The 18317-nt window shown below is 66.9% G+C and carries 20 protein-coding genes and 1 pseudogene; 7 read left to right on the top strand and 14 right to left on the bottom strand.

Annotated elements, in window-relative coordinates:
- The first annotated feature begins 71 nt into the window (after positions 1–71).
- The 3 genes from IEY36_RS12485 (at position 72) to IEY36_RS12495 (ending at position 2896) form a co-directional block, all read left to right on the top strand.
- Positions 72–455 carry an OmpA family protein gene (locus IEY36_RS12485; RefSeq protein ID WP_188967391.1) on the top strand — a complete coding sequence of 128 codons (384 nt, stop codon included), beginning with the start codon at positions 72–74 and terminating at the stop codon, positions 453–455.
- Positions 455–2251 (top strand): DNA helicase RecQ, encoded by a 1797-nt coding sequence (gene recQ / locus IEY36_RS12490; RefSeq protein WP_188967392.1) that lies wholly within the window; start codon positions 455–457, stop codon positions 2249–2251. The genes IEY36_RS12485 and recQ overlap by 1 nt, the downstream gene beginning before the upstream one ends.
- 78 nt (positions 2252–2329) lie before the next feature.
- A complete protein-coding gene (locus IEY36_RS12495; protein WP_188967393.1) occupies positions 2330–2896 on the top strand; it encodes a hypothetical protein in 567 nt (188 codons plus the stop codon).
- A 49-nt stretch (positions 2897–2945) separates the two neighbouring features.
- Here IEY36_RS12495 and grxD read toward each other — a convergent pair whose 3' ends face one another.
- From grxD to IEY36_RS12530, 7 genes are all read right to left on the bottom strand, one after another.
- Positions 2946–3284: a Grx4 family monothiol glutaredoxin gene (gene grxD / locus IEY36_RS12500; protein WP_188967394.1), complete on the bottom strand. Its 339-nt coding sequence runs from the start codon at positions 3282–3284 to the stop codon at positions 2946–2948.
- Positions 3285–3295: 11 nt separating this feature from the next.
- On the bottom strand, positions 3296–3529 hold the full coding sequence (locus tag IEY36_RS12505; RefSeq protein ID WP_188967395.1) for a BolA family protein: 234 nt from the start codon (positions 3527–3529) through the stop codon (positions 3296–3298).
- A complete protein-coding gene (purL, locus tag IEY36_RS12510; protein ID WP_188967396.1) occupies positions 3529–5763 on the bottom strand; it encodes a phosphoribosylformylglycinamidine synthase subunit PurL in 2235 nt (744 codons plus the stop codon). The genes IEY36_RS12505 and purL overlap by 1 nt, the downstream gene beginning before the upstream one ends.
- A gap of 55 nt (positions 5764–5818) precedes the next feature.
- Positions 5819–6388, bottom strand: coding sequence for a transposase (locus IEY36_RS12515; RefSeq protein WP_188967397.1), 570 nt, complete (start codon positions 6386–6388; stop codon positions 5819–5821).
- Between the two features lie 118 nt (positions 6389–6506).
- Complete coding sequence (locus IEY36_RS12520) at positions 6507–7154, bottom strand: hypothetical protein (protein WP_188967398.1); 648 nt, start codon at positions 7152–7154, stop codon at positions 6507–6509.
- Positions 7151–8485, bottom strand: coding sequence for an AAA family ATPase (locus IEY36_RS12525; protein ID WP_188967399.1), 1335 nt, complete (start codon positions 8483–8485; stop codon positions 7151–7153). Before IEY36_RS12525 ends, IEY36_RS12520 begins: the two co-directional genes overlap by 4 nt.
- Positions 8486–8681: 196 nt before the next feature.
- A complete protein-coding gene (locus tag IEY36_RS12530; RefSeq protein WP_188967400.1) occupies positions 8682–9962 on the bottom strand; it encodes an MFS transporter in 1281 nt (426 codons plus the stop codon).
- Positions 9963–10277: 315 nt separating this feature from the next.
- Here IEY36_RS12530 and wrbA point away from each other — a divergent pair, with 315 nt between their 5' ends.
- Together wrbA and IEY36_RS12540 are read left to right on the top strand one after the other, a co-directional pair.
- Positions 10278–10877, top strand: coding sequence for an NAD(P)H:quinone oxidoreductase (gene wrbA, locus IEY36_RS12535; protein ID WP_188967401.1), 600 nt, complete (start codon positions 10278–10280; stop codon positions 10875–10877).
- A 151-nt stretch (positions 10878–11028) separates the two neighbouring features.
- On the top strand, positions 11029–11586 hold the full coding sequence (locus IEY36_RS12540; RefSeq protein WP_188967402.1) for a hypothetical protein: 558 nt from the start codon (positions 11029–11031) through the stop codon (positions 11584–11586).
- 3 nt (positions 11587–11589) lie between these two features.
- Here the strand turns inward: IEY36_RS12540 and purQ are convergent, their stop codons facing one another.
- The 7 genes from purQ to purB form a co-directional block, all read right to left on the bottom strand.
- Positions 11590–12285: a phosphoribosylformylglycinamidine synthase subunit PurQ gene (gene purQ / locus IEY36_RS12545; protein WP_188967403.1), complete on the bottom strand. Its 696-nt coding sequence runs from the start codon at positions 12283–12285 to the stop codon at positions 11590–11592.
- Positions 12286–12304: 19 nt separating this feature from the next.
- A complete protein-coding gene (locus tag IEY36_RS12550; RefSeq protein WP_188967404.1) occupies positions 12305–12532 on the bottom strand; it encodes a hypothetical protein in 228 nt (75 codons plus the stop codon).
- 1 nt (position 12533) lies between these two features.
- The gene (purS, locus tag IEY36_RS12555; protein WP_188967405.1) at positions 12534–12773 is read right to left on the bottom strand and encodes a phosphoribosylformylglycinamidine synthase subunit PurS; all 240 of its coding nucleotides are present in this window, start codon (positions 12771–12773) and stop codon (positions 12534–12536) included.
- Complete coding sequence (gene purC, locus IEY36_RS12560; protein ID WP_188967406.1) at positions 12770–13534, bottom strand: phosphoribosylaminoimidazolesuccinocarboxamide synthase; 765 nt, start codon at positions 13532–13534, stop codon at positions 12770–12772. Before purC ends, purS begins: the two co-directional genes overlap by 4 nt.
- A gap of 112 nt (positions 13535–13646) precedes the next feature.
- Entirely contained in the window at positions 13647–14396 is a 750-nt protein-coding gene (locus IEY36_RS12565) for an NRDE family protein (protein WP_188967407.1), read from the bottom strand.
- 143 nt (positions 14397–14539) lie between these two features.
- Entirely contained in the window at positions 14540–14863 is a 324-nt protein-coding gene (locus tag IEY36_RS12570) for a hypothetical protein (RefSeq protein WP_188967408.1), read from the bottom strand.
- 104 nt (positions 14864–14967) lie between these two features.
- Entirely contained in the window at positions 14968–16305 is a 1338-nt protein-coding gene (gene purB / locus IEY36_RS12575; RefSeq protein ID WP_188967409.1) for an adenylosuccinate lyase, read from the bottom strand.
- 166 nt (positions 16306–16471) lie between these two features.
- Between purB and IEY36_RS12580 the strand changes: the two are divergent.
- A pseudogene (locus IEY36_RS12580) lies at positions 16472–17083 on the top strand (TerC family protein); the annotation flags it as partial.
- A gap of 298 nt (positions 17084–17381) precedes the next feature.
- Complete coding sequence (locus tag IEY36_RS12585) at positions 17382–17969, top strand: hypothetical protein (protein ID WP_188967411.1); 588 nt, start codon at positions 17382–17384, stop codon at positions 17967–17969.
- Positions 17970–18317: the final 348 nt, after the last annotated feature.

An 18317-nucleotide genomic window follows, 5' to 3' on the forward strand; every position in this document is an offset into this window, starting at 1 on the left:
CGCGCGGGAGTTGACGGGCTGCCGGGCTTCGCGCGACCAAGGGGGCAATCCAACCCCGGAGTCGTTCCAAGATGCGCCGCCGCACTCTCTTCGCTGCCGCCCCGATCCTGCTGGCCGCCGCCTGCACGAGCGCACCGCCGCCGCTGCCGCCGATCGCCGTCTTCTTCACCGCCGATAGCGCGACGCTGGAACCCGAGGCGCTGGAAGTGGTGGCCGGTGCCGCGCAGCGTGCCAAGGCGACCACCGGGCCGGTGCTGGTGCTGGGCTTCGCCGGGCCTGCCGGCGGCGTCGCCTACAACGTCGCGCTGTCCGAAGCGCGCGCGCAGCAGGTCAGCGACCAGCTGGTGCGCAACGGTGTGGCGCGCGAGCGCATCCGTATCATCCCGCGCGGCCCGGTGCCGTTCGAGTCCATCGCGACCGAGAGCCGACGCGTCGAGATCCGTATCGACGGTTGATGCTCGACCTGGAGGACCCGCGGGAGGTCCTCCGCCGCGTCTTCGGGCATGAGGGGTTCCGCGGGCGGCAGGAGGAGATCGTCCGCCACGCCACCGAGGGTGGCTCGGGCGTCGTCCTCATGCCCACGGGCGGCGGCAAGAGCCTGTGCTTCCAGTTGCCGGCGCTGTGCCGGCCTGGCGTCGGGATCGTCGTCTCCCCGCTGATCGCCCTGATGGAAGACCAGGTCGCGGCGCTGCGCCAGCAAGGCGTGGCGGCCGCGGCGCTGCATTCCGACCTGCCGCCGGATGAGGCGCGCACCGTGTTGCGCGACCTGCATGGCGGGCGGTTGAAGCTGCTGTATGTGTCGCCCGAGCGCCTGACGCTCGAAGGCACGCTGCAGCGGCTCGACGAAATGCCGATCGCGCTGTTCGCGGTGGATGAGGCGCATTGCGTCAGCCAATGGGGCCATCACTTCCGGCCGGAGTATCGCGGCCTCGGCGTGTTGGGGGCGCGGTTCCCGGGCGTGCCGCGCCTGGCGCTGACCGCGACCGCCGACCCGCGCACGGTCGAGGATATCCGCCACCAGCTGGACCTGTCCGAGGCGCCGGTGTTCCGGGCGTCCTTCGATCGGCCCAACATCTTCATCGTCGCCGAGCCGCGTGAGAGTGAGCGGTCGCAGCTGCGGGCATTGATCCGCGACGTGCGCGGCTGCGGCATTGTCTATTGCGGCAGCCGGGCGCGCACCGAAAGCACCGCCGAGTGGCTGCGGGCGGATGGGCATGATGCGCTCGCCTTCCATGCCGGGATGGATCCGCTGGCCAAGCGGGATGCGCATCGCCGCTTCGCCCGCGGCGATGATGTGATCATGGCGGCGACGATCGCCTTCGGGATGGGCATCGACCGGCCGGATGTGCGCTGGGTGGCGCATCTCGACCTGCCGCGCAGCCCGGAGAGTTGGTACCAGGAGATCGGCCGCGCCGGGCGCGACGGGCTGCCGGCGCGCGCGCTGCTGCTGTTCGGTGCCGGTGACATGGCGCTGGCGCGGCACCGCATCGCGGAGAGCCCGGCCTCCGAGGAACAGAAGCGGGTCGAGCGGTCGCGCCTCGATGCGATGATCGCCATCGCCGAGGCCGCCACCTGTCGCCGCGCGCTGTTGCTGCGCTGCTTCGGCGAGGAGCCGACGACGCCCGAATGCGGCGCCTGCGACGTGTGCCGCACGCCACCCCGGTTGTTCGATGGGACGGTGCAGGCGCAGAAACTGCTCTCGGCGGTGGTGCGCACCGGGCAGCGCTTCGGCGTCGGCCATGTGGTGGACGTCCTGCGCGGGCGATTGACCGACAAGGTCGCGCAATTCGCCCATGACAAGCTGCCGACATTCGGCATTGGCAAGGACGTATCCGACAGCGCCTGGCGCGGCGTCGCGCGGCAGTTGGTGGCGCGCGGCGTGCTGGATGTGGCGGTGGAGAACCATGGCGAACTGGTCGCCACCGAGGCCGCACGGTCGGTGCTACGCGGGCAGGAGGCGGTGATGCTGCGGCAGGACAGTGTGCAGGCGGCGCCGAAGCGCGCATCGGCCGGCGCGCCGCCGGTGGCGTCCGGCGATCCGCTCTTCGAGGCGCTGCGACTGTGGCGGCGCGGCATCGCGCAGGGGCAGGGCGTGCCCGCCTATGTCGTGGCGGATGACCGCACGCTGGGGGGCATCGCGTCGCTGCGGCCGGACACCACGGAGGCGCTGCTTGAGGTGCCGGGGATGGGGCGGTCCCGTGTCGAGCGTTATGGCGACGACATCTTGCGGATCGTGCGCGAGGCAGGCTGAGGCGATCGTCTGAATCAGGTCATGTTCGGTGAACCGAACGGAATCTATTCTGAGGCACTCACTTTCAGAGGATTCGCCATGCGTCGTTCGCTTCTACTCGCAACAGCTCTCGTCGCCGGGCTCGCGGCGGTACCCGCCCGTGCCGATGAAGTCTCGGACGCCATCGCCGAGGCGCAGCGCGCCTACCAGGCTGGCCAGGTGCAGTCCGCGCAGACCGCGCTGCAGGAGGCCCTGCAACTGATCGCCCAGAAGGCGGCCGCAGGACTGGCCGCGGCGCTGCCGGATGCATTGCCTGGTTGGACGGCCGATGAAGCGACCTCGAATGCGGCGGGGGCGGGGATGTTCGGCGGTGCCACGGCCTCGCGCAGCTTCCACAATGCGCAGGGCCAGACGGTCGAGATCCAGGTGATGAGCGACAACCCGCTGATCGCCCAGCTCGGGCCAATCCTGGCGAACCCGATGCTGGCCGGCGCGATGGGGCGGCTGGTGCGGATCGGCGAGCAGCGCGCCATCCAGGGCAATGACGGCAATGTCCAGATGCTGGTGGACAACCGCATCCTGGTGCAGGTGCAGGGCGATGCGCCGGCTGAGGCGAAGCTCGCCTATGCGCGGGCGATCAATGTCGCACGGCTCAGCGCGCGCTGAACCGGTGCGGCCGGGACCTTGCCGTGGGGCAGGGTCCCGGCTGGATCGCTCAGGCCTCGGCCTTGTGGGGGACGCCCTTCTCGGCCATCAGCGTGGCCAGTTCGCCTGACTGGAACATCTCCATCACGATGTCGCAGCCGCCGACGAACTCGCCGCCGACGTAAAGCTGCGGGATGGTCGGCCAGTTGGTGAAGGACTTGATGCCTTCACGGATCTCCATGTCCTCGAGGACGTTCACACCCTCGAACGGCACGCCGAGATGGGTGAGGATCTGCACCACGCGGGCGGAGAAGCCGCACTGGGGAAACACCGGGGTGCCCTTCATGAAGAGCACCACGGGGGTCGCATCGATGGTGGCCTGGATGCGGTCGAAAGTCGGGTTGGACATCGGGTCGGGTCCTATTCCGGGGCGGAGGTCTGGAGGGCGAGGGCATGCAGCACGCCGCCCATGCGGCCCTGCAATGCAGCGTAGACGATCTGGTGCTGCTTCACGCGGGAAATGCCGCGGAAGGATTCCGAGGTGACCTTGGCGGCGTAGTGGTCGCCGTCACCGGCCAGGTCCTCGATGGTGACCTCGGCATCGGGCAGGGCCGCCTTGATCAGGGCCTCGATCTCCGCCGGTTGCATCGCCATCAGGCACGCCTCCCTTCCATCAGCGCGGGCAGTGTCGCTTCATTCGCATCCCGCAGCACTGCAACCGATATGGACCGGCCCCCAGCGAGCGCCAAGTCCCCGCCGCCCGAACGGCCCAGGCGTGTTGCCGGGATGCCGGCGGCCTTGGCGGCGGCGAGGAGGGGGGCGGCGTCAGGGACGGCGACGACGTAGCGGGCCTGGTCCTCACCGAACCAGTAGGCGTGCTCGGGGGTGCCGGTGGGGGCGGGGGCGAGTGTGGCGCCAGTGCCGGTTTCCATGGCCATCTCGGCCAGGGTGACGAGCAGGCCGCCATCGGCGCAGTCGTGGCAGGCGAGGATGGCGCCGGCGAGGATCTGGCCACGGAGGAAATCCCCGGTGCGGCGTTCGGCGGCGAGGTCGACGGGGGGCGGGGCGCCTTCCTCGCGGCCGGCGATCTCGCGCAGCCAGAGGGATTGGCCGAGCCAGCCGGCGGTGGTGCCGAGGAGGACCAGGTCGGCGGCGGGGGGCATGCCGAGGCCGATGGCCTGGGCGGCGTCATCCAGCACGCCGACGCCGCCGATGGCGGGGGTGGGGAGGATGGGGCGGCCTTCCGTCTCGTTGTAGAGGGAGACGTTGCCGCTCACGACCGGGAAGTCGAGGGCGATGCAGGCGGCGGCCATGCCACGGACGGCATAGGCGAACTGGCCCATGACGCGGGGCTTCTCGGGGTTGCCGAAGTTCATGTTGTCAGTGATGGCCAAGGGCAGGGCGCCGGTGGCGGTGATGTTGCGCCAAGCCTCGGCGACGGCCTGCTTGCCGCCTTCCTCGGGGTCGGCGAGGACGTAGCGGGGGGTGCAGTCGGTGGTCATGGCGAGGGCGCGGGTGTGGTCCTCGATGCGCACGATGGCGGCGTCGGCGGCGCCGGGGCGCTTCACCGTCTGGCCGTTCACCAGGCTGTCGTACTGGTCCCAGATCCAGCGGCGGGAGCAGAGGTCGGGGGTGGCAACCAGGGTGAGGAGGGCGGCTTCGATGCCGACCGGGTCGGGGATGGTGGCGGGGTCGAGGGGCGGCTGCTTGGGGGTTTCCTCGGTCGGGCGGCGGTAGAGGGGGGCTTCCGATTCGAGGGGGGCGAGGGGAATGTCGGCTTCCACCTGGCCCTTGTGGCGGATGACGATGCGGCCGGTGTCGGTCAGGTGGCCGATCACCGCGAAGTCCAGTTCCCACTTGGTGAAGATTGCCTCGGCCAGGGCCTCGCGGCCGGGCTTGAGGATCATCAGCATGCGTTCCTGGGATTCGCTGAGCATCATCTCATAGGCGGACATGCCGGTTTCCCGCTGGGGGACGGTGTCCAGCGTGAGGTCGATGCCCATGCCGCCCTTGCCGGCCATCTCGACGCTGCTGCTGGTGAGGCCGGCGGCGCCCATGTCCTGGATGGCGACGATGGCGTCGGTGGCCATCAGTTCCATGCAGGCCTCGATGAGGAGTTTTTCCGCGAAGGGGTCGCCGATCTGGACGGTGGGGCGCTTTTCCTCGCTGTCCGCGCTGAATTCCGTGCTGGCCATGGTGGCGCCGTGGATGCCGTCGCGGCCGGTCTTGCTGCCGACATAGACCACGGGGTTGCCGATGCCGGTGGCGGCGGCGGTGAAGATGCGGTCGGCCTTAGCGATGCCGACCGTCATGGCGTTGACCAGCGGGTTGCCGTTGTAGGCGGGGTGGAAGTTGACCTCACCGCCCACGGTGGGGACGCCGACGCAGTTGCCGTAGCCGCCGATGCCGCGGACCACGCCGTCGATCACCTGCTTCATGCGGGGGGCGTCCGGGGAGCCGAAGCGCAGGGCGTTGAGGTTGGCGATGGGGCGGGCGCCCATGGTGAAGACATCCCGCAGGATGCCGCCGACGCCGGTGGCGGCGCCGTTGTAGGGCTCGATGAAGGAGGGGTGGTTGTGGGATTCCATCTTGAAGACGGCGGCCAGGCCATCCCCGATGGCGATGACGCCGGCGTTCTCACCGGGGCCCTGGATGACCCAGGGGGCCTTGGTGGGGAGTTCCTTCAGCCAGACGCGGCTGGATTTGTAGGAGCAGTGTTCCGACCACATCACCGAGAAGACGCCGAGTTCCGCGAAGGAGGGCGTGCGGCCGAGGATGGCGAGGACGCGGTCGTATTCATCCGGCTTCAGGCCGTATTCGGCGGCGAGCTGGATGGCGCGGGCGGGGTCGAGCGGGGTGGGGGCGCTCTGCGGGGCGGCGTCGGTCATGGGCGCCATGTCGGCCGGGCGCGGCGCGCTGTCCAGAGGGTTTGCGGCGGGGGCGTCATGACCAGCCCAATCGGAGGCGGCGGGGGATGTGTTTGATGCCGCCGGCGAGGCGGTGGAGGTAGCGGCGGGTCTTGATGAGGGCGATGAAGGCCTTGGTCTGCTGTTTCGTTCTCGGCGGGGCCGGTAGGGGCAGGCGCTTCAGCTTTTCGGACAAATCGGGGTTGGGGAGTTTGGCTGGCGGGCCGTTCAGGGCGGAGAGGAAGCCGAGGCGGCGGGCGAGGGCGATGAAGCGCAGGCCGCGGAGGCGGATGGCGCGGCGGCAGACGCGGCAGATGAGGGGGGCGATTTCGCGTAGCGGGCTTTTGGGAGGAGATTCCTTGATGGCGTGGAGGAGCTTTTCCCAGGTGCCGGCGTGGGTGAGGCGGCGGAAGTAGCGGGAGACGGTGTCGGGGCGGCCGTAGGTTTCGGGGAGCGCGCGCCAGGGGTCTGTGGTGCAGGCCATGTGGAATATGGCGTTCAGGCGGGTGCGGAGGTCACCGATCTGGCGGCCGGCGGGGGAGGCGGGGAGGATGTGGGGGAGGAGGGCGAGGAATTGGGGGGTGGTGAGGGGGTGGGGGTGCATCATAAGGTCGTATAGTCGGGAACCTAGAAAAAAGCAATATAATCCTATATTTGTTTAGTCCTAAGTTAGCGCATCGCGTAAAAAACTGCTGACCTAATTAAAATAGAACATATGGAATAATTTATATATATCCGAGGTCTCTAAGTGCTAGAATGAGACGTTGTTCAAACTCTTGGAAGGTAACAGCGTGTCTTAGTTCAGAAAAATTCTGTCGTTGAGCGATAGCTGAATACAATTCTTCGGCAATGAAAGGTCGGCGACGTCCTCGAACCTGCCGAGCCGCGCCTGCAAGTAGTGCCTTGGGATCAATAATGCGTTCGGCAGCTCTCGCATTTGTAGGTAATCCCAAGCTTTCCGCAGAACCAGTGTACCCCAGCGCTGCTGTTACTGCTCCTGAATCGGCAAGAATCCAAGATTCTACTTCATGTCTTGGCGTGATTGTGATGCAGCGACCCAATGGGAAGCCACAGAGTCTTTGTGCCTCTACACATATGGATGTCGAGCGCTGCTCAACTGAATTTTGTAAGCCGCGCCCTCCCATATCCGCATGAACAAAAAGGATATGAAAGGCGTCTCGGGCCGCGCAAATCTCGGCGGCCATGTGTTGAACATCGGTCCGTTTAAATGTCCAAGCTGGAACTGCCGGCAAATCGATAGGTCTTGTTCCCTGCGTTCGAACTATGTCCTCCATAAAACGGTAAAGCATGACTTCAAAGTAAGCACTGTCAGTGGCTCCCTCGTACAGGGCTGCCCAAGATAAGTAACTCATGCGTTATCATGCGCATGACGAAGAATGCGTTCTATCTCGGCTCTCGTCAAATGACGTTCCGGGTTAAACATGTCTCCGACTGCTGTCACGCCCGTGCGCATGCGGGTACGGGAACTACGTTCATTCGAAGTGGGGTCAATATGCATGACACTATCGGCCACTACGATTTCTGTATCCTTTAATTCTTCTACTACCTGTGGTGAATGCGTGTTCGTTATAACCTGAAAAGGTGCTTCACCTCCTTCTGAGTCGAATGCAGCAGCATGTCTCAAAAATCTCACTAAGGCGGGGATGCGGCCCTCGTGAACCCCGTTTTCGGGTTCCTCAAAACAAAGAACGCCGCGTCGCTTCGGGTCATTTAAAACAGTAAGCAATGCCAAGAGTCGGAGCGTCCCATCAGAGATCACCCGCGAGCTAAATTTCAGGCCGTTGTCAAATTCCAATCGAAATGAATACTGTTTCTGATTGATGTCATCAAGAACCTCCAATCTCCTCACCGATCTAATTAAAGAAGATAAATCGGCGGCGATGTCAGATAGCACCCCATCAGGTCGCGTCTCGGTGGCAGTCTCGGATTTTAGATGCGCCAAAACGGCTGCCAAATTGGACGCATCCGGGCGAAGCTTTGTTTGTTCGAAGCGATCGTTTGAAGAACGTGCCGCATGGGGGTTTATTTCGAGAAATTGAATGTCACCAAGAGCATCTCTTAGTGCATTCAGATGGGGGAACTCAGCTGTTGTAATTGTTGAGAGTGCCGTCCGGGCGGCCTCCTTTAGTGGATATCTTACAGGCCTTCCATGCTTCTGGCGCCCATCCTGCCTTACCTCGATGGCGTCTCCGGTTTCGCTAATTCGGATGAAGGGCGCCACGCGCGAATTTCGACTAAATTTCTTTCCCTTGAGGAACGCGGAAGTGTCGTCTTTTGCATGAATGGGAGCACATCGCTCATGCTGGACAAATATTCCGCGAGTGCCACCTTGCTCTCGGTCGCTAAGAGAAATTCTGAGTTCATAGCGGAGGCGCTGGGTAGGAATGTGATAGTTGGTTCCAAAGGCATCTATTCCGGTGGATCCAAGAAAAACCTCGACAGCGAACGATATATGCTTTGCGCTTCCGGCAGATGTCCGACGAAATAGCTCCTCTGGCTCGCCTCGCAAGTCTTGCATTGCGCTCCGAATGTCTTGCTTAGCCAACAGAGATATGAATCGCAGCGCATCAAATAGGTTCGACTTACCGCTCGCGTTCGGCCCAACCACCGCTGTGAGAGGCTGTAGGTCGAGCGCAAAGCGGTCGAACGTCTTAAACCCGTCGATTTCGATTCTCGTTAGCATCTATAGAACGATAGCGCGGAATGCATGTGATGGGCAGTAGCGGACGCCGCAGTGAGGCATTCCCGACGCCATCAGAATCCTGCTTCAGCAGAAGACCGGGCATTACCACCTCACCTGAGCGACAGTCCGACAGATCGAAGGTGCAGGAAACTGAGTTTCCTGCCGGGGTGCAGGGGCAGAGCCCCTGCGTAGCGCTTCACGCCGCCCGAACCGCCCGACCCCGCGCGTCATGCAGTGTCAGCACCGCCAGGGCTGCGCTCACGCTGATCATCCCCACCGTGATGAAGGCTGGCCCGTAGCTGCCGGCTACGTCTCGCCACACGCCGCCCATGGCCGCTGACACGGCGCTGCCGAGTTGGTGGGCGGCGAAGGCCCAGCCGAAGACGATGGCGGCTTTCTCCGGGCCGAAGTGCAGGGCGGCGAGTTTCACGGTGGGGGGGACGGTGGCGACGTAGTCCAGGCCGAAGAACACCGCGAAGAGGGTCAGGGAGTAGAGGTCGAAGTTGCTGAAGGGCAGCCAGATCAGGGAGAGGCCGCGCAGGCCGTAGTACCAGGCGAGGAGGGCGCGGTTGTCGAAGCGGTCGGACAGCCAGCCGGAGGCGACGGTGCCCATGAAGTTGAAGATCCCCATCATGGCGAGGAAGGAGGCGGCGGTGACGGCGGAGACGCCCATGTCGCCGCAGAAGGGGATGAAGTGCTGGCTGACGATGCCGGTGGAAGAGAGGCCGCAGATGAAAAAGGTGCCGGCGAGGACCCAGAAGACGCGGTTGCGGAGGGATTCGCCGAGGACGGTGAGGCTGAGGGTGAGGACGTTGGCGGCGGCGGGGGCGGCCGGGGGTGTGAGGGTTTTGGCGCCGTAGGGGGGGAGGTTGAGCTGGGCGGGCCAGTCGCGGGCGAAGAGCAGGTAGAGCACGGCGCAGATGGCGAGGCCGATGATGGCGGGCAGGATGGCCATGCGCCAGCCATAGGCGCTGGAGAGCGCGGCGGCGGCGGGGAGGAAGGTGAGTTGCCCGGCGGCGAAGGCGGCGGTGAGCATGCCCATGACGAGGCCGCGGCGTTCGGCGAACCAGCGGTTGGCGACGGTGGCGGAGAGGACGAGGGCGACCATGCCGGCGGCGGCGCCGAGGGCGGCGAGGCAGATCCAGACCTGCCAAGGTTCGGTGACGAGGGTCAGGCCGATGACGGCGGAGACGGCGATGACGGTGGCGGCGGAGACGACGCGGCGCAGGCCGTAGCGGATCATCAGCGCGCCGGCGAAGGGGGCCATGAGGGCGAAGAGGCAGAACATGACGCCCATGGCGCCGGAGACGGCGGCGCGGCCCCAGCCGAATTCCTCGGTCATGGGGACGAGGAGGACGCCGGGGAGGCTGACGGCGGCGGAGGTGCAGACGGAGACGAGGAAGGTGAGGCCGACCATCACCCAGCCGTAGTGGATGCCGCGGTGGGCGAGGCGCGTGGCGAGGTGGGTGGCGAGCATGGCGTTTCGTGTCCCGGCGGTTGTGGGGAGGGGACGCTGAACGGGGGTGGTTCGGCAAGGGGCATAATCTGGACCGCGGGGGGAGGGGGTGCGGTTTGGTGCCTGTGCGGCCGGTGGGCAGGGTGGCGGGGTGGGGGGCGGTTTCCTGAAGGGCGCGCGGCGTGGCGGTGGGGGCGTTGTGCCAATAGGGCTTCGTGATGGCCGCCATTTGTCCTGGCGTTTGGAACAATGGGCGCTGCCGCGCGTATCACTCTTTCATACCGCGTCGTCCCGGCGCGGACCGGTTTCAACCGTGATTGTGCGAGGGTTCATCCGATGACGAAGGTTCTTGTCCTTTATTATTCCAGCTACGGGCATATCGAGCAGATGGCGTCCGCCGTTGCCGAGGGTGTGCGGGAGGCTGGCGCCGAGGTTGTTGTGAAGCGGGTGCCGGAGACGGTGCCGGAGGCGGTGGCGAAGGCGTCGCATTTCAAGCTCGACCAGGCGGCGCCGGTGGCGACGGTGGAGGAGCTGCCTGAGTATGACGCCATCATTCTCGGCGTGCCGACGCGGTTCGGGAACATGCCGGGGCAGATGAAGAGCTTTCTCGACCAGACCGGCGGGTTGTGGGCGCAGGGGAAGCTGATCGGGAAGGTGGGGAGTGTGTTCACCTCGACGGCGACGCAGCATGGCGGGCAGGAGAGCACGATCCTGTCGACCCATACGGTGCTGCTGCATCATGGGATGGTGATCGTGGGGCTGCCTTATGCATTCCAGGGGCAGATGCGGCTGGATGAGGTGACGGGCGGGTCGCCTTATGGGGCGAGCACGATTGCGGCCGGGGATGGGTCGCGGCAGCCTTCCGAGAACGAGCTGGCCGGGGCGCGGTTCCAGGGCAGGCATGTCGCGGGGATTGCGGCGAAGCTGGCGGGCTGAGGCAGGCGGGCCGGGCGCCCCGCCGCGCCGGGGTCGGGGCGGCGGGGGCGCGTTGGGCGGGGCGTGCCGGGCGGTGGTTGTCGTTCCGGTGGCGTTGCGCTGAGGTGGGGGTTGGGGCAGTGGGGCGTGGCCCCGCGGAGGGTTGTGCCCGATGTCCCTGGCCTTTGGCGACGAGCGGCCTGGCGGGGCGGCCAAGGTCGCGATTGGGGTGGCGACGGTGTTGTTGGCCGTCGCGGCGGGCGGGCTTGCCTCGGATGGCGGCGCTGGCTGGGCGCTGCCGTTGTTGGTGGTTGGGCCGGTTTATGCGGCGTTCGTGTTGTGGGTGTTGGTGCGTCGGCGGGTCGAGGTGCGGGCGGACCGGCCGGAGGTTGTGGTCACCCGGACGTTGTGCGGGTGGGCGTGGCGGCGGCGGTTGGGCTTCGGCTGCTTTTCCGGTGCGGTGTGTCGCGGCGTGTGGATGCGACCGAGAGGTGGGCGACCCGATGAGGGGACGCCCGAGGGCGATGCGTATTTCATCAAGTATGAGGTGATGCTGCGGCGCGGGTGGCGCGCGCTGCGGCTTGACCTGTTCAATGATGTGGATGTTGCCGAGGGGGTCGCGCGGGCGGTTGCCGCACGCGTCGGCGTGCCGGCGGAGCGGCGGCAGTATGAGCGCCGTCCGGATGGGTTGCCGGTCTGGCGTGGAGGCGCGCGCGGTGGCCTGGCGTGACGCTCAGGCGGAGACGAGGCTTTCCGCCAGGCTTTCGAACATGGGCAGGCCGTCGGTGCCGCCCATGAGCGGGTCCACCAGGTCTTCGGGGTGGGGCATCAGGCCGCAGATGCGCAGGTTGGGGGAGAAGATGCCGGCGATATTGCGCACGCTGCCGTTGCGGTTGGCGGCGTCGGTGACCTCGCCGGCTTCGGTGGTGTAGCGGAAGGCGACGAGGTTTTCGCCTTCGAGCCGGTCGAGGGTTGCGTCGTCGGCGAAGTAGTTGCCGTCGCCATGGGCCATCGGGCTGCGGAAGATCGCGCCCTTCTGCCAGCGGGAGGTGAAGGCGGTGCCGGCGCGTTCGACGCGCATGTGGCAGTCCATCGACAGGAAGCGGAGGGAGGCGTTGCGCAGGAGGCCGCCCGGGAGCAGGCCGGTCTCGATGAGGATCTGGAAGCCGTTGCAGACGCCGAGGATGTGGCCGCCGCGGGCGGCGAAGTCGCGCACGTCCTTCATGATGGGCGATTGCGCGGCCATGGCGCCGCAGCGGAGGTAGTCGCCGTAGGAGAAGCCGCCGGGGAGGACGACCAGGTCGATGTCCTTGGGCAGTTCGTCGCGGTGGAACAGCATCAGCGGGTCGCGGCCGGTCACGCGCTTGAGCGCGGTGCGCATGTCGCGTTCGCGGTTGGTGCCGGGGAAGGTGATGATGGCGGCCTTCATGCGGCGGCTCCGTGCGTGGTCAGTCGAGGGTGAGGCGCAGCCAGTGCAGGCCGCCGAGGATGACGAGGGTGGCGCCGGTGGCGATGGCCGCCGCGGTGACCCAGCGGTCGAAGGTGCGTTTGCCGCGGGCGACCATACCGAGGCGGGGCAGGCGCTGGGTGGCGGCCATGCGGTTCTCGCGCCAGCGCAGCCCCATCGAGATGAGGATGGTCAGCAGTCCCATGGCGAGGACGCTGGCCTTGATCACCTCAGGCAAGCTCGACGCGGAAGGATTCGATGACCGTGTTGGCGAGAAGCTTGCGGGCCATCTCCTCGGCCGTCTTGCGGGCGGCGTCGGGGTTGGTTTCGGCGAGGTCGAGTTCGATGACCTTGCCGGCGCGGACGTCGTTCACGCCGGCGAAGCCGAGGCCTTCGAGGGCGTGGCCGATGGCCTTGCCCTGAGGGTCAAGGACGCCGTTCTTCGGCATCACGTAGACGCGTGCCTTCATTGCATGACCTCCGGGCCGGACATGTCGCGCGGGCCGGCTTCGGGCAGGATGCCGAGGCGGCGGGCGACTTCCTGGTAGCCTTCCTCGACCTTGCCGAGGTCGCGGCGGAAGCGGTCCTTGTCCATCTTCTCGCCGGTCTTGGTGTCCCACAGGCGGCAATTGTCGGGGGAGATTTCGTCGGCGAGGACGATGCGCATCTCCTCGTTCTCCCACAGCCGGCCGAATTCCAGCTTGAAATCGACCAGGGTGATGCCGACGCCGAGGAACAGGCCGCAGAGGAAGTCATTCACCCGCAGGGTGAGGGCGACCATGTCGTCGAGGTCCTGGGTGGCGGCCCAGCCGAAGCAGGTGATGTGCTCCTCGGCCACCATGGGGTCGTTGAGCTGGTCGTTCTTGTAGTAGTACTCGATGATCGAGCGCGGCAGGCGCTGGCCTTCCGTGATGCCGAGGCGCGTTGCCAGCGAACCGGCGGCGACGTTGCGCACCACGACTTCGAGCGGGATGATCTCGACTTCGCGGATCAGCTGCTCGCGCATGTTGAGCCGGCGGATGAAGTGGGTGGGGATGCCGATCTCGGCTAGGCGCGTCATCAGGTATTCGCTGATGCGGTTGTTGAGCACGCCCTTGCCGGTGATGGTGCCCTTCTTGGCGCCGTTGCCGGCGGTGGCATCATCCTTGAAGTACTGGACGAGGGTGCCGGGTTCCGGGCCTTCGAAGAGGATCTTGGCCTTGCCCTCGTAGAGTTGTCGGCGACGCGCCATTGCGAAAGAATCCTTGCAGTCGCCGAGCCGGGGGGCGGCTGGCGATAGAGCGGCGGGGTATAGCAGCGCCTTCCCCGCAGGGCCATTGCCCTTGGGCCTTGTCTGGTCCGCGTCAGGCGGGTGGGGGCAATGCCAGGGGCGTGAAGGGGGCGGAGCCGGGTGGGCCGGGGCAGAAGCGCCACATCCGAGACCCGCCCGCGCCAAGCGCCAGAAGGCTGGCGCTGACAGTGCCGAATCCGTTGGTAGGCGGGACGTTGAGGGTTTCGGCCAGGCCGATCGCCGGGTCGTATCCTTGGTCGGCCAGCAGGTTTTCCCAGGCGGACCAGTCACCGGTGTCGGGGTCGGGCGGAGGGGTGGCACGGAAGCGCGGCAGATGGCGGCGGGTGCGTGGGCTGGTCGGGTCGTTCGGGTCGTGGGCGGTGACCATGGACAGGCCTTCCGGCAGGGCAAGCGCCTCGGCCCGGCCTTCCCCGAGGCCGCGCAGAAAGAATGCGCGCTGCGAATCGGCGACCACCATGTTGAAGGGGCGCCAATCTGCAGCGGGCAGGGCCGTGAGGGCGGCGACGGCAGATTCGGCCGTGGTGGCGGCGGCGGCAAGGATTGGCAGGGCGCCGCGTGACCGCTTGCCTTCTGCCGGGCCAAGACTCCCCGGGCGGTTCAGCACGGCGGCGGCGACGCCCTGGGCGCCGAGGGCCATCCAGGTGCCGCCGGCGCTCCGGTCACGCCCGCCGACGATGAGGGGGTATTCAGGCCACCAGGCGGCGGGCGGATCCCACGCCCGATCGAGCCTCTCGTCGCGATTCGCAGCGATCAGCAGGGGCCAGCGATGCGCGGGCCGATGCAGGACAATGACGGTGCACATGCCCTCAAGCTGCGACCACCGGCGCTGGCCGGCAATGGGCAGGGGGCAAAAGCCGATCAGGCGCCGTCGCCTGATCGGACGCACATTGCTAGAAAACGCACGCCTGGAGCTGTCGTTCTCTGTACTGAAAACCGACTGGCGTACTAGAAGCGGAAGTTCAGCGAGACGCCGGGCGCCGGCACGTAATAGGCGGGTGGTGGCGCATAATAGACCGGCGGCGGCGGCGCGTAATATACGCGCGGCGGCGGCGCATAATAAACTGGCGGCGCGTAATACACACGCGGCGGCGGTGCATAATAAACGCGCGGCGGCGCATAATAGCCACGCGGCGGCGGGCCCCAGCCGCGGCCAGGATGCCCGTAGCCCCGGCCGCGGTTGCCATCACCGGCAACCGCTGCGTTGGGCAGGGCAACGATCGCAGCGCAGGCGGCGATCGCGACAACACCGATCATCCGGATCAGGCGCATGGTGTGGCTCCTTCTCGACATGACCGAATAGTTACCATTCAGCCTTGTCCGAAAGAGGGCGATCATGCCTTAGTTCGTCCGCATAAGGTTAAAAATTCGTAATTTCAGGCATCCTGGAAGACCCGCCGGAACACGGTGTCGACATGGGCGAAGTCGCGTCGCGGGTCCATCGCCGCCTCCAGCGCCGCCGGGCTGAGCAGGGCGGAGACGGTCGGGTCGGCTTCGAGATTCGCCCGGAAATTCCGCCCGCCGGGGGTGCCCAGGGCCTCCCAGGTCGCCATCGCGGCGCGTTGCACGGCGGCATAGGACTCCTCGCGGCTCATCCCGGCCTGGGTGAGGGCCAACAGCACCTTCTGGCTGTGCACCACGCCGCCAAGTGATTCGAGGTTCGCCGCCATGCGCTGCGGGTAGATGGTCAGCTTCTCCATCATGCCGGTCAGCCGGCCGAGCGCGAAATCGAGCGCGATCGTCGCATCCGGGGCGATGACGCGCTCCACCGAGGAATGGCTGATGTCGCGCTCATGCCACAGCGCCACATTCTCCAGCGCCGGCACGACATAGCCGCGCACCAGGCGGGCGAGGCCGGTGAGGTTCTCGCTCAGCACCGGGTTGCGCTTGTGCGGCATCGAGGAGGAGCCCTTCTGGCCCGGATGGAAATACTCCTCCGCCTCGCGCACCTCGGACCGTTGCAGATGGCGCACCTCGGTCGCCAGCCGCTCGATGCTGGAGGCGACGACGGCCAGCGCACAAAAAAAGGCGGCATGACGGTCGCGCGGGATGACCTGGGTGCTGACCGGCTCGACCGCCAGGCCGAGCTTGCCTGCGACGAAGTCCTCGACCCGCGGGTCGACCGAGGCGAAGGTGCCAACAGGGCCGGAGATTGCGCAGGTCGCCACTTCCGCCCGCGCCGCGACGAGCCGCGCGCGGCCGCGGGCGAATTCGGCATAATGCCCGGCGAGCTTCAACCCGAAGGTGGAGGGCTCGGCATGGATGCCGTGGCTGCGGCCGATGGTCGGCGTCATCCTGTGCTCGATCGCGCGGGTCTTCAGCGCGGCGAGCAGCGCGTCGAGATCGGCGATCAGCAGGTCCGCCGCGCGGGTCAACTGCACCGAGAAGCAGGTGTCGAGCACATCCGACGACGTCATTCCCTGGTGCATGAAGCGCGCCTCGGGCCCGATACCCTCAGCCATGAAGGTGAGGAACGCGATGACGTCATGGCGGGTGACGCGCTCGATTTCGTCGATGCGGGCGACTTCGGCATCGCCGATCGCCGCGGCGCGGGGGGCGCCCTTGTCGCGGATCACGCGCGCCGCCTCGGCGGGGATGGTGCCGAGCCCGGCCATCGCCTCGGCCGCCAGCGCCTCAATCTCGAACCAGATGCGGTACCGTTCAGCGGGCGACCAGATGGCTTCCATCTGCGGACGGGAATAGCGCGGCACCATGGGTCAGGCTCCGAAACAGGACATGCGCGCCGGGTTTGGCGTGCAAGGCCGCGTCGTGCAAGCGTAGCCTCGGCATTCCCGCCATTCGGGGTTGCCGCGAACCGGGCACACCGGTATCTGGCGTCAGGTTAAAATCAAGCAACGTTAGACCCGAGGCCGTCCCACGATGTTGGAAATGCTGCCTGAGTGGATCCAGCCACTCGCCATGGTGCTGTTCATTGACGTCGTCCTGGCCGGGGACAACGCCATCGTCGTCGGCATGGCCGCCGCTGGCCTGCCGGTCGACCAGCGCCGAAAGGCGATCTTCTGGGGCATCATTGCCGCCACGATCATGCGCATCGCCTTCGCCTCGATCACGGTGCAACTGCTGCAGATCGTCGGCATCGTGCTCGCCGGTGGCGTGCTGCTGCTGTGGGTGTGCTGGAAGATGTACCGGGAGCTGCGCGAGAGCGGCGCCGAACATGGCCATGACGACGCGCCCAGCGAGACCGCCGGCGCCCCGCGCAAGACGCTGCGCCAGGCGATCACCCAGATCCTGGTCGCCGACATCTCCATGAGCCTCGACAACGTGCTGGCCGTTGCCGGCGCGGCTAAGGACCACCCCTATGTGTTGGTCGTCGGCCTGGCCGTGTCGGTGGTGCTGATGGGCGTCGCTGCATCGCTGATCGCCAACTTGCTGAACAGGCATCGTTGGATCGCCTGGGTCGGCCTGCTGGTCATCCTCTACGTCGCCTTCAACATGATCTACGAAGGCACGCATCAGGTGACCACGTCGGTGCCGGAGGCCTATGCCTATCTGTTCCTGCCGCTCGGCTTCCTCGCGCCCTCCATTGCCGGCGTCTTCCCGATCTGGCTATGGGTTGGGGCCACGGTGATGCAGTTGATCGTCTACTCGGCGGTGGTCACCGTCGTGGCGGGCGTCGTGCGGGATGCGACGCGGCGACGGGCGGAGGTCTGATCGCCACCATGGCCAACTGGCGCGTCACGGGGGCGCGTCACGCTTTGGCCGGAATTGGCTGCGTTCCTGTGCTCGCCGCGGCCTGCCGATGTTTGTCGCGAGGGTTTGGGAGAATGCCATGAACGGTTCGGAACGGGTCGGCGGCTGGGGCGGTGCAGGCGGCGCCGGTCTTGCCGCGTGCATGGCGTTGGCGGTGGCAGGCTGCGCGGCGATGGAACAGGCGCAGGCCCCGAGCCTTGAGACCATCGGCCAGCGGATGCCCGAACAACTCGCCGGCTTCGTGCTTGGCGAGACCGCCCAGCGGCCTGGCCCGTCGCTCTCGCTCGACTATGCCACACCGAATCGGAGCGCGGTTGGATCGGTGCTGATCTATGCCGCGGCGGGCTCGGCAGCGCCCTCCGATCCGTCGGCACCGGCAATCGATCGTGAGCTGACCGCCGCCGTGGCCGAATTGTCGGAGGCCCCGCAAGGGCGTACCGGCCGCCGACTGGCCGAGCGCGAGCGCGTTACCCTCGCCGAATCCGGCCTCCGATGCGCCTTGATGGCGGGCGCCTTCGGCCGCGCGCCAGTGGTCCGTCAGGTCTGCGTCGGGGGAGCAGATGGCCGTCTCGTCAAGATCCAGGTGACCATGGCCGACCGTCGCCCGCCGCCGGCTGATGCCCTCGGATTCGCCACGGCGGCGGTGGCGGCCGTGCGCGGCGGGTAGTCTCCGCCTGGCGCCGGCCCTGTGTCATGCCAGCGGCCGAGTTCTTCGACTGTTGGCATGAGCCCTTTCACGCCTCCGGCGTGTCGTGCCGCAGGCACGCCCTTGGCGTGACGCCGGACTCCCGGTGGGCGGCGTTCGAGGCCTCGACACGAGGCAAAGCCTCATGCCGTTGGTATCATTCGGGCCGCCCCTGACCTTGCCCGGTGGGACCGAGAGGGGCGTCGCCCCACTCGCGCTCTCCTCACCAAAGGCCTTAGAGACCGTTTGAAAAGTCCGGCACCCGGCCCGCACCCCCACCCGGCCACCCACGTCAGTATCCTGGAATGGGTGGCCGGGTGGGGGTGCGGG

It is taken from the genome of Neoroseomonas lacus (assembly GCF_014644535.1).
In the GTDB taxonomy this organism is placed as follows: domain Bacteria; phylum Pseudomonadota; class Alphaproteobacteria; order Acetobacterales; family Acetobacteraceae; genus Neoroseomonas; species Neoroseomonas lacus.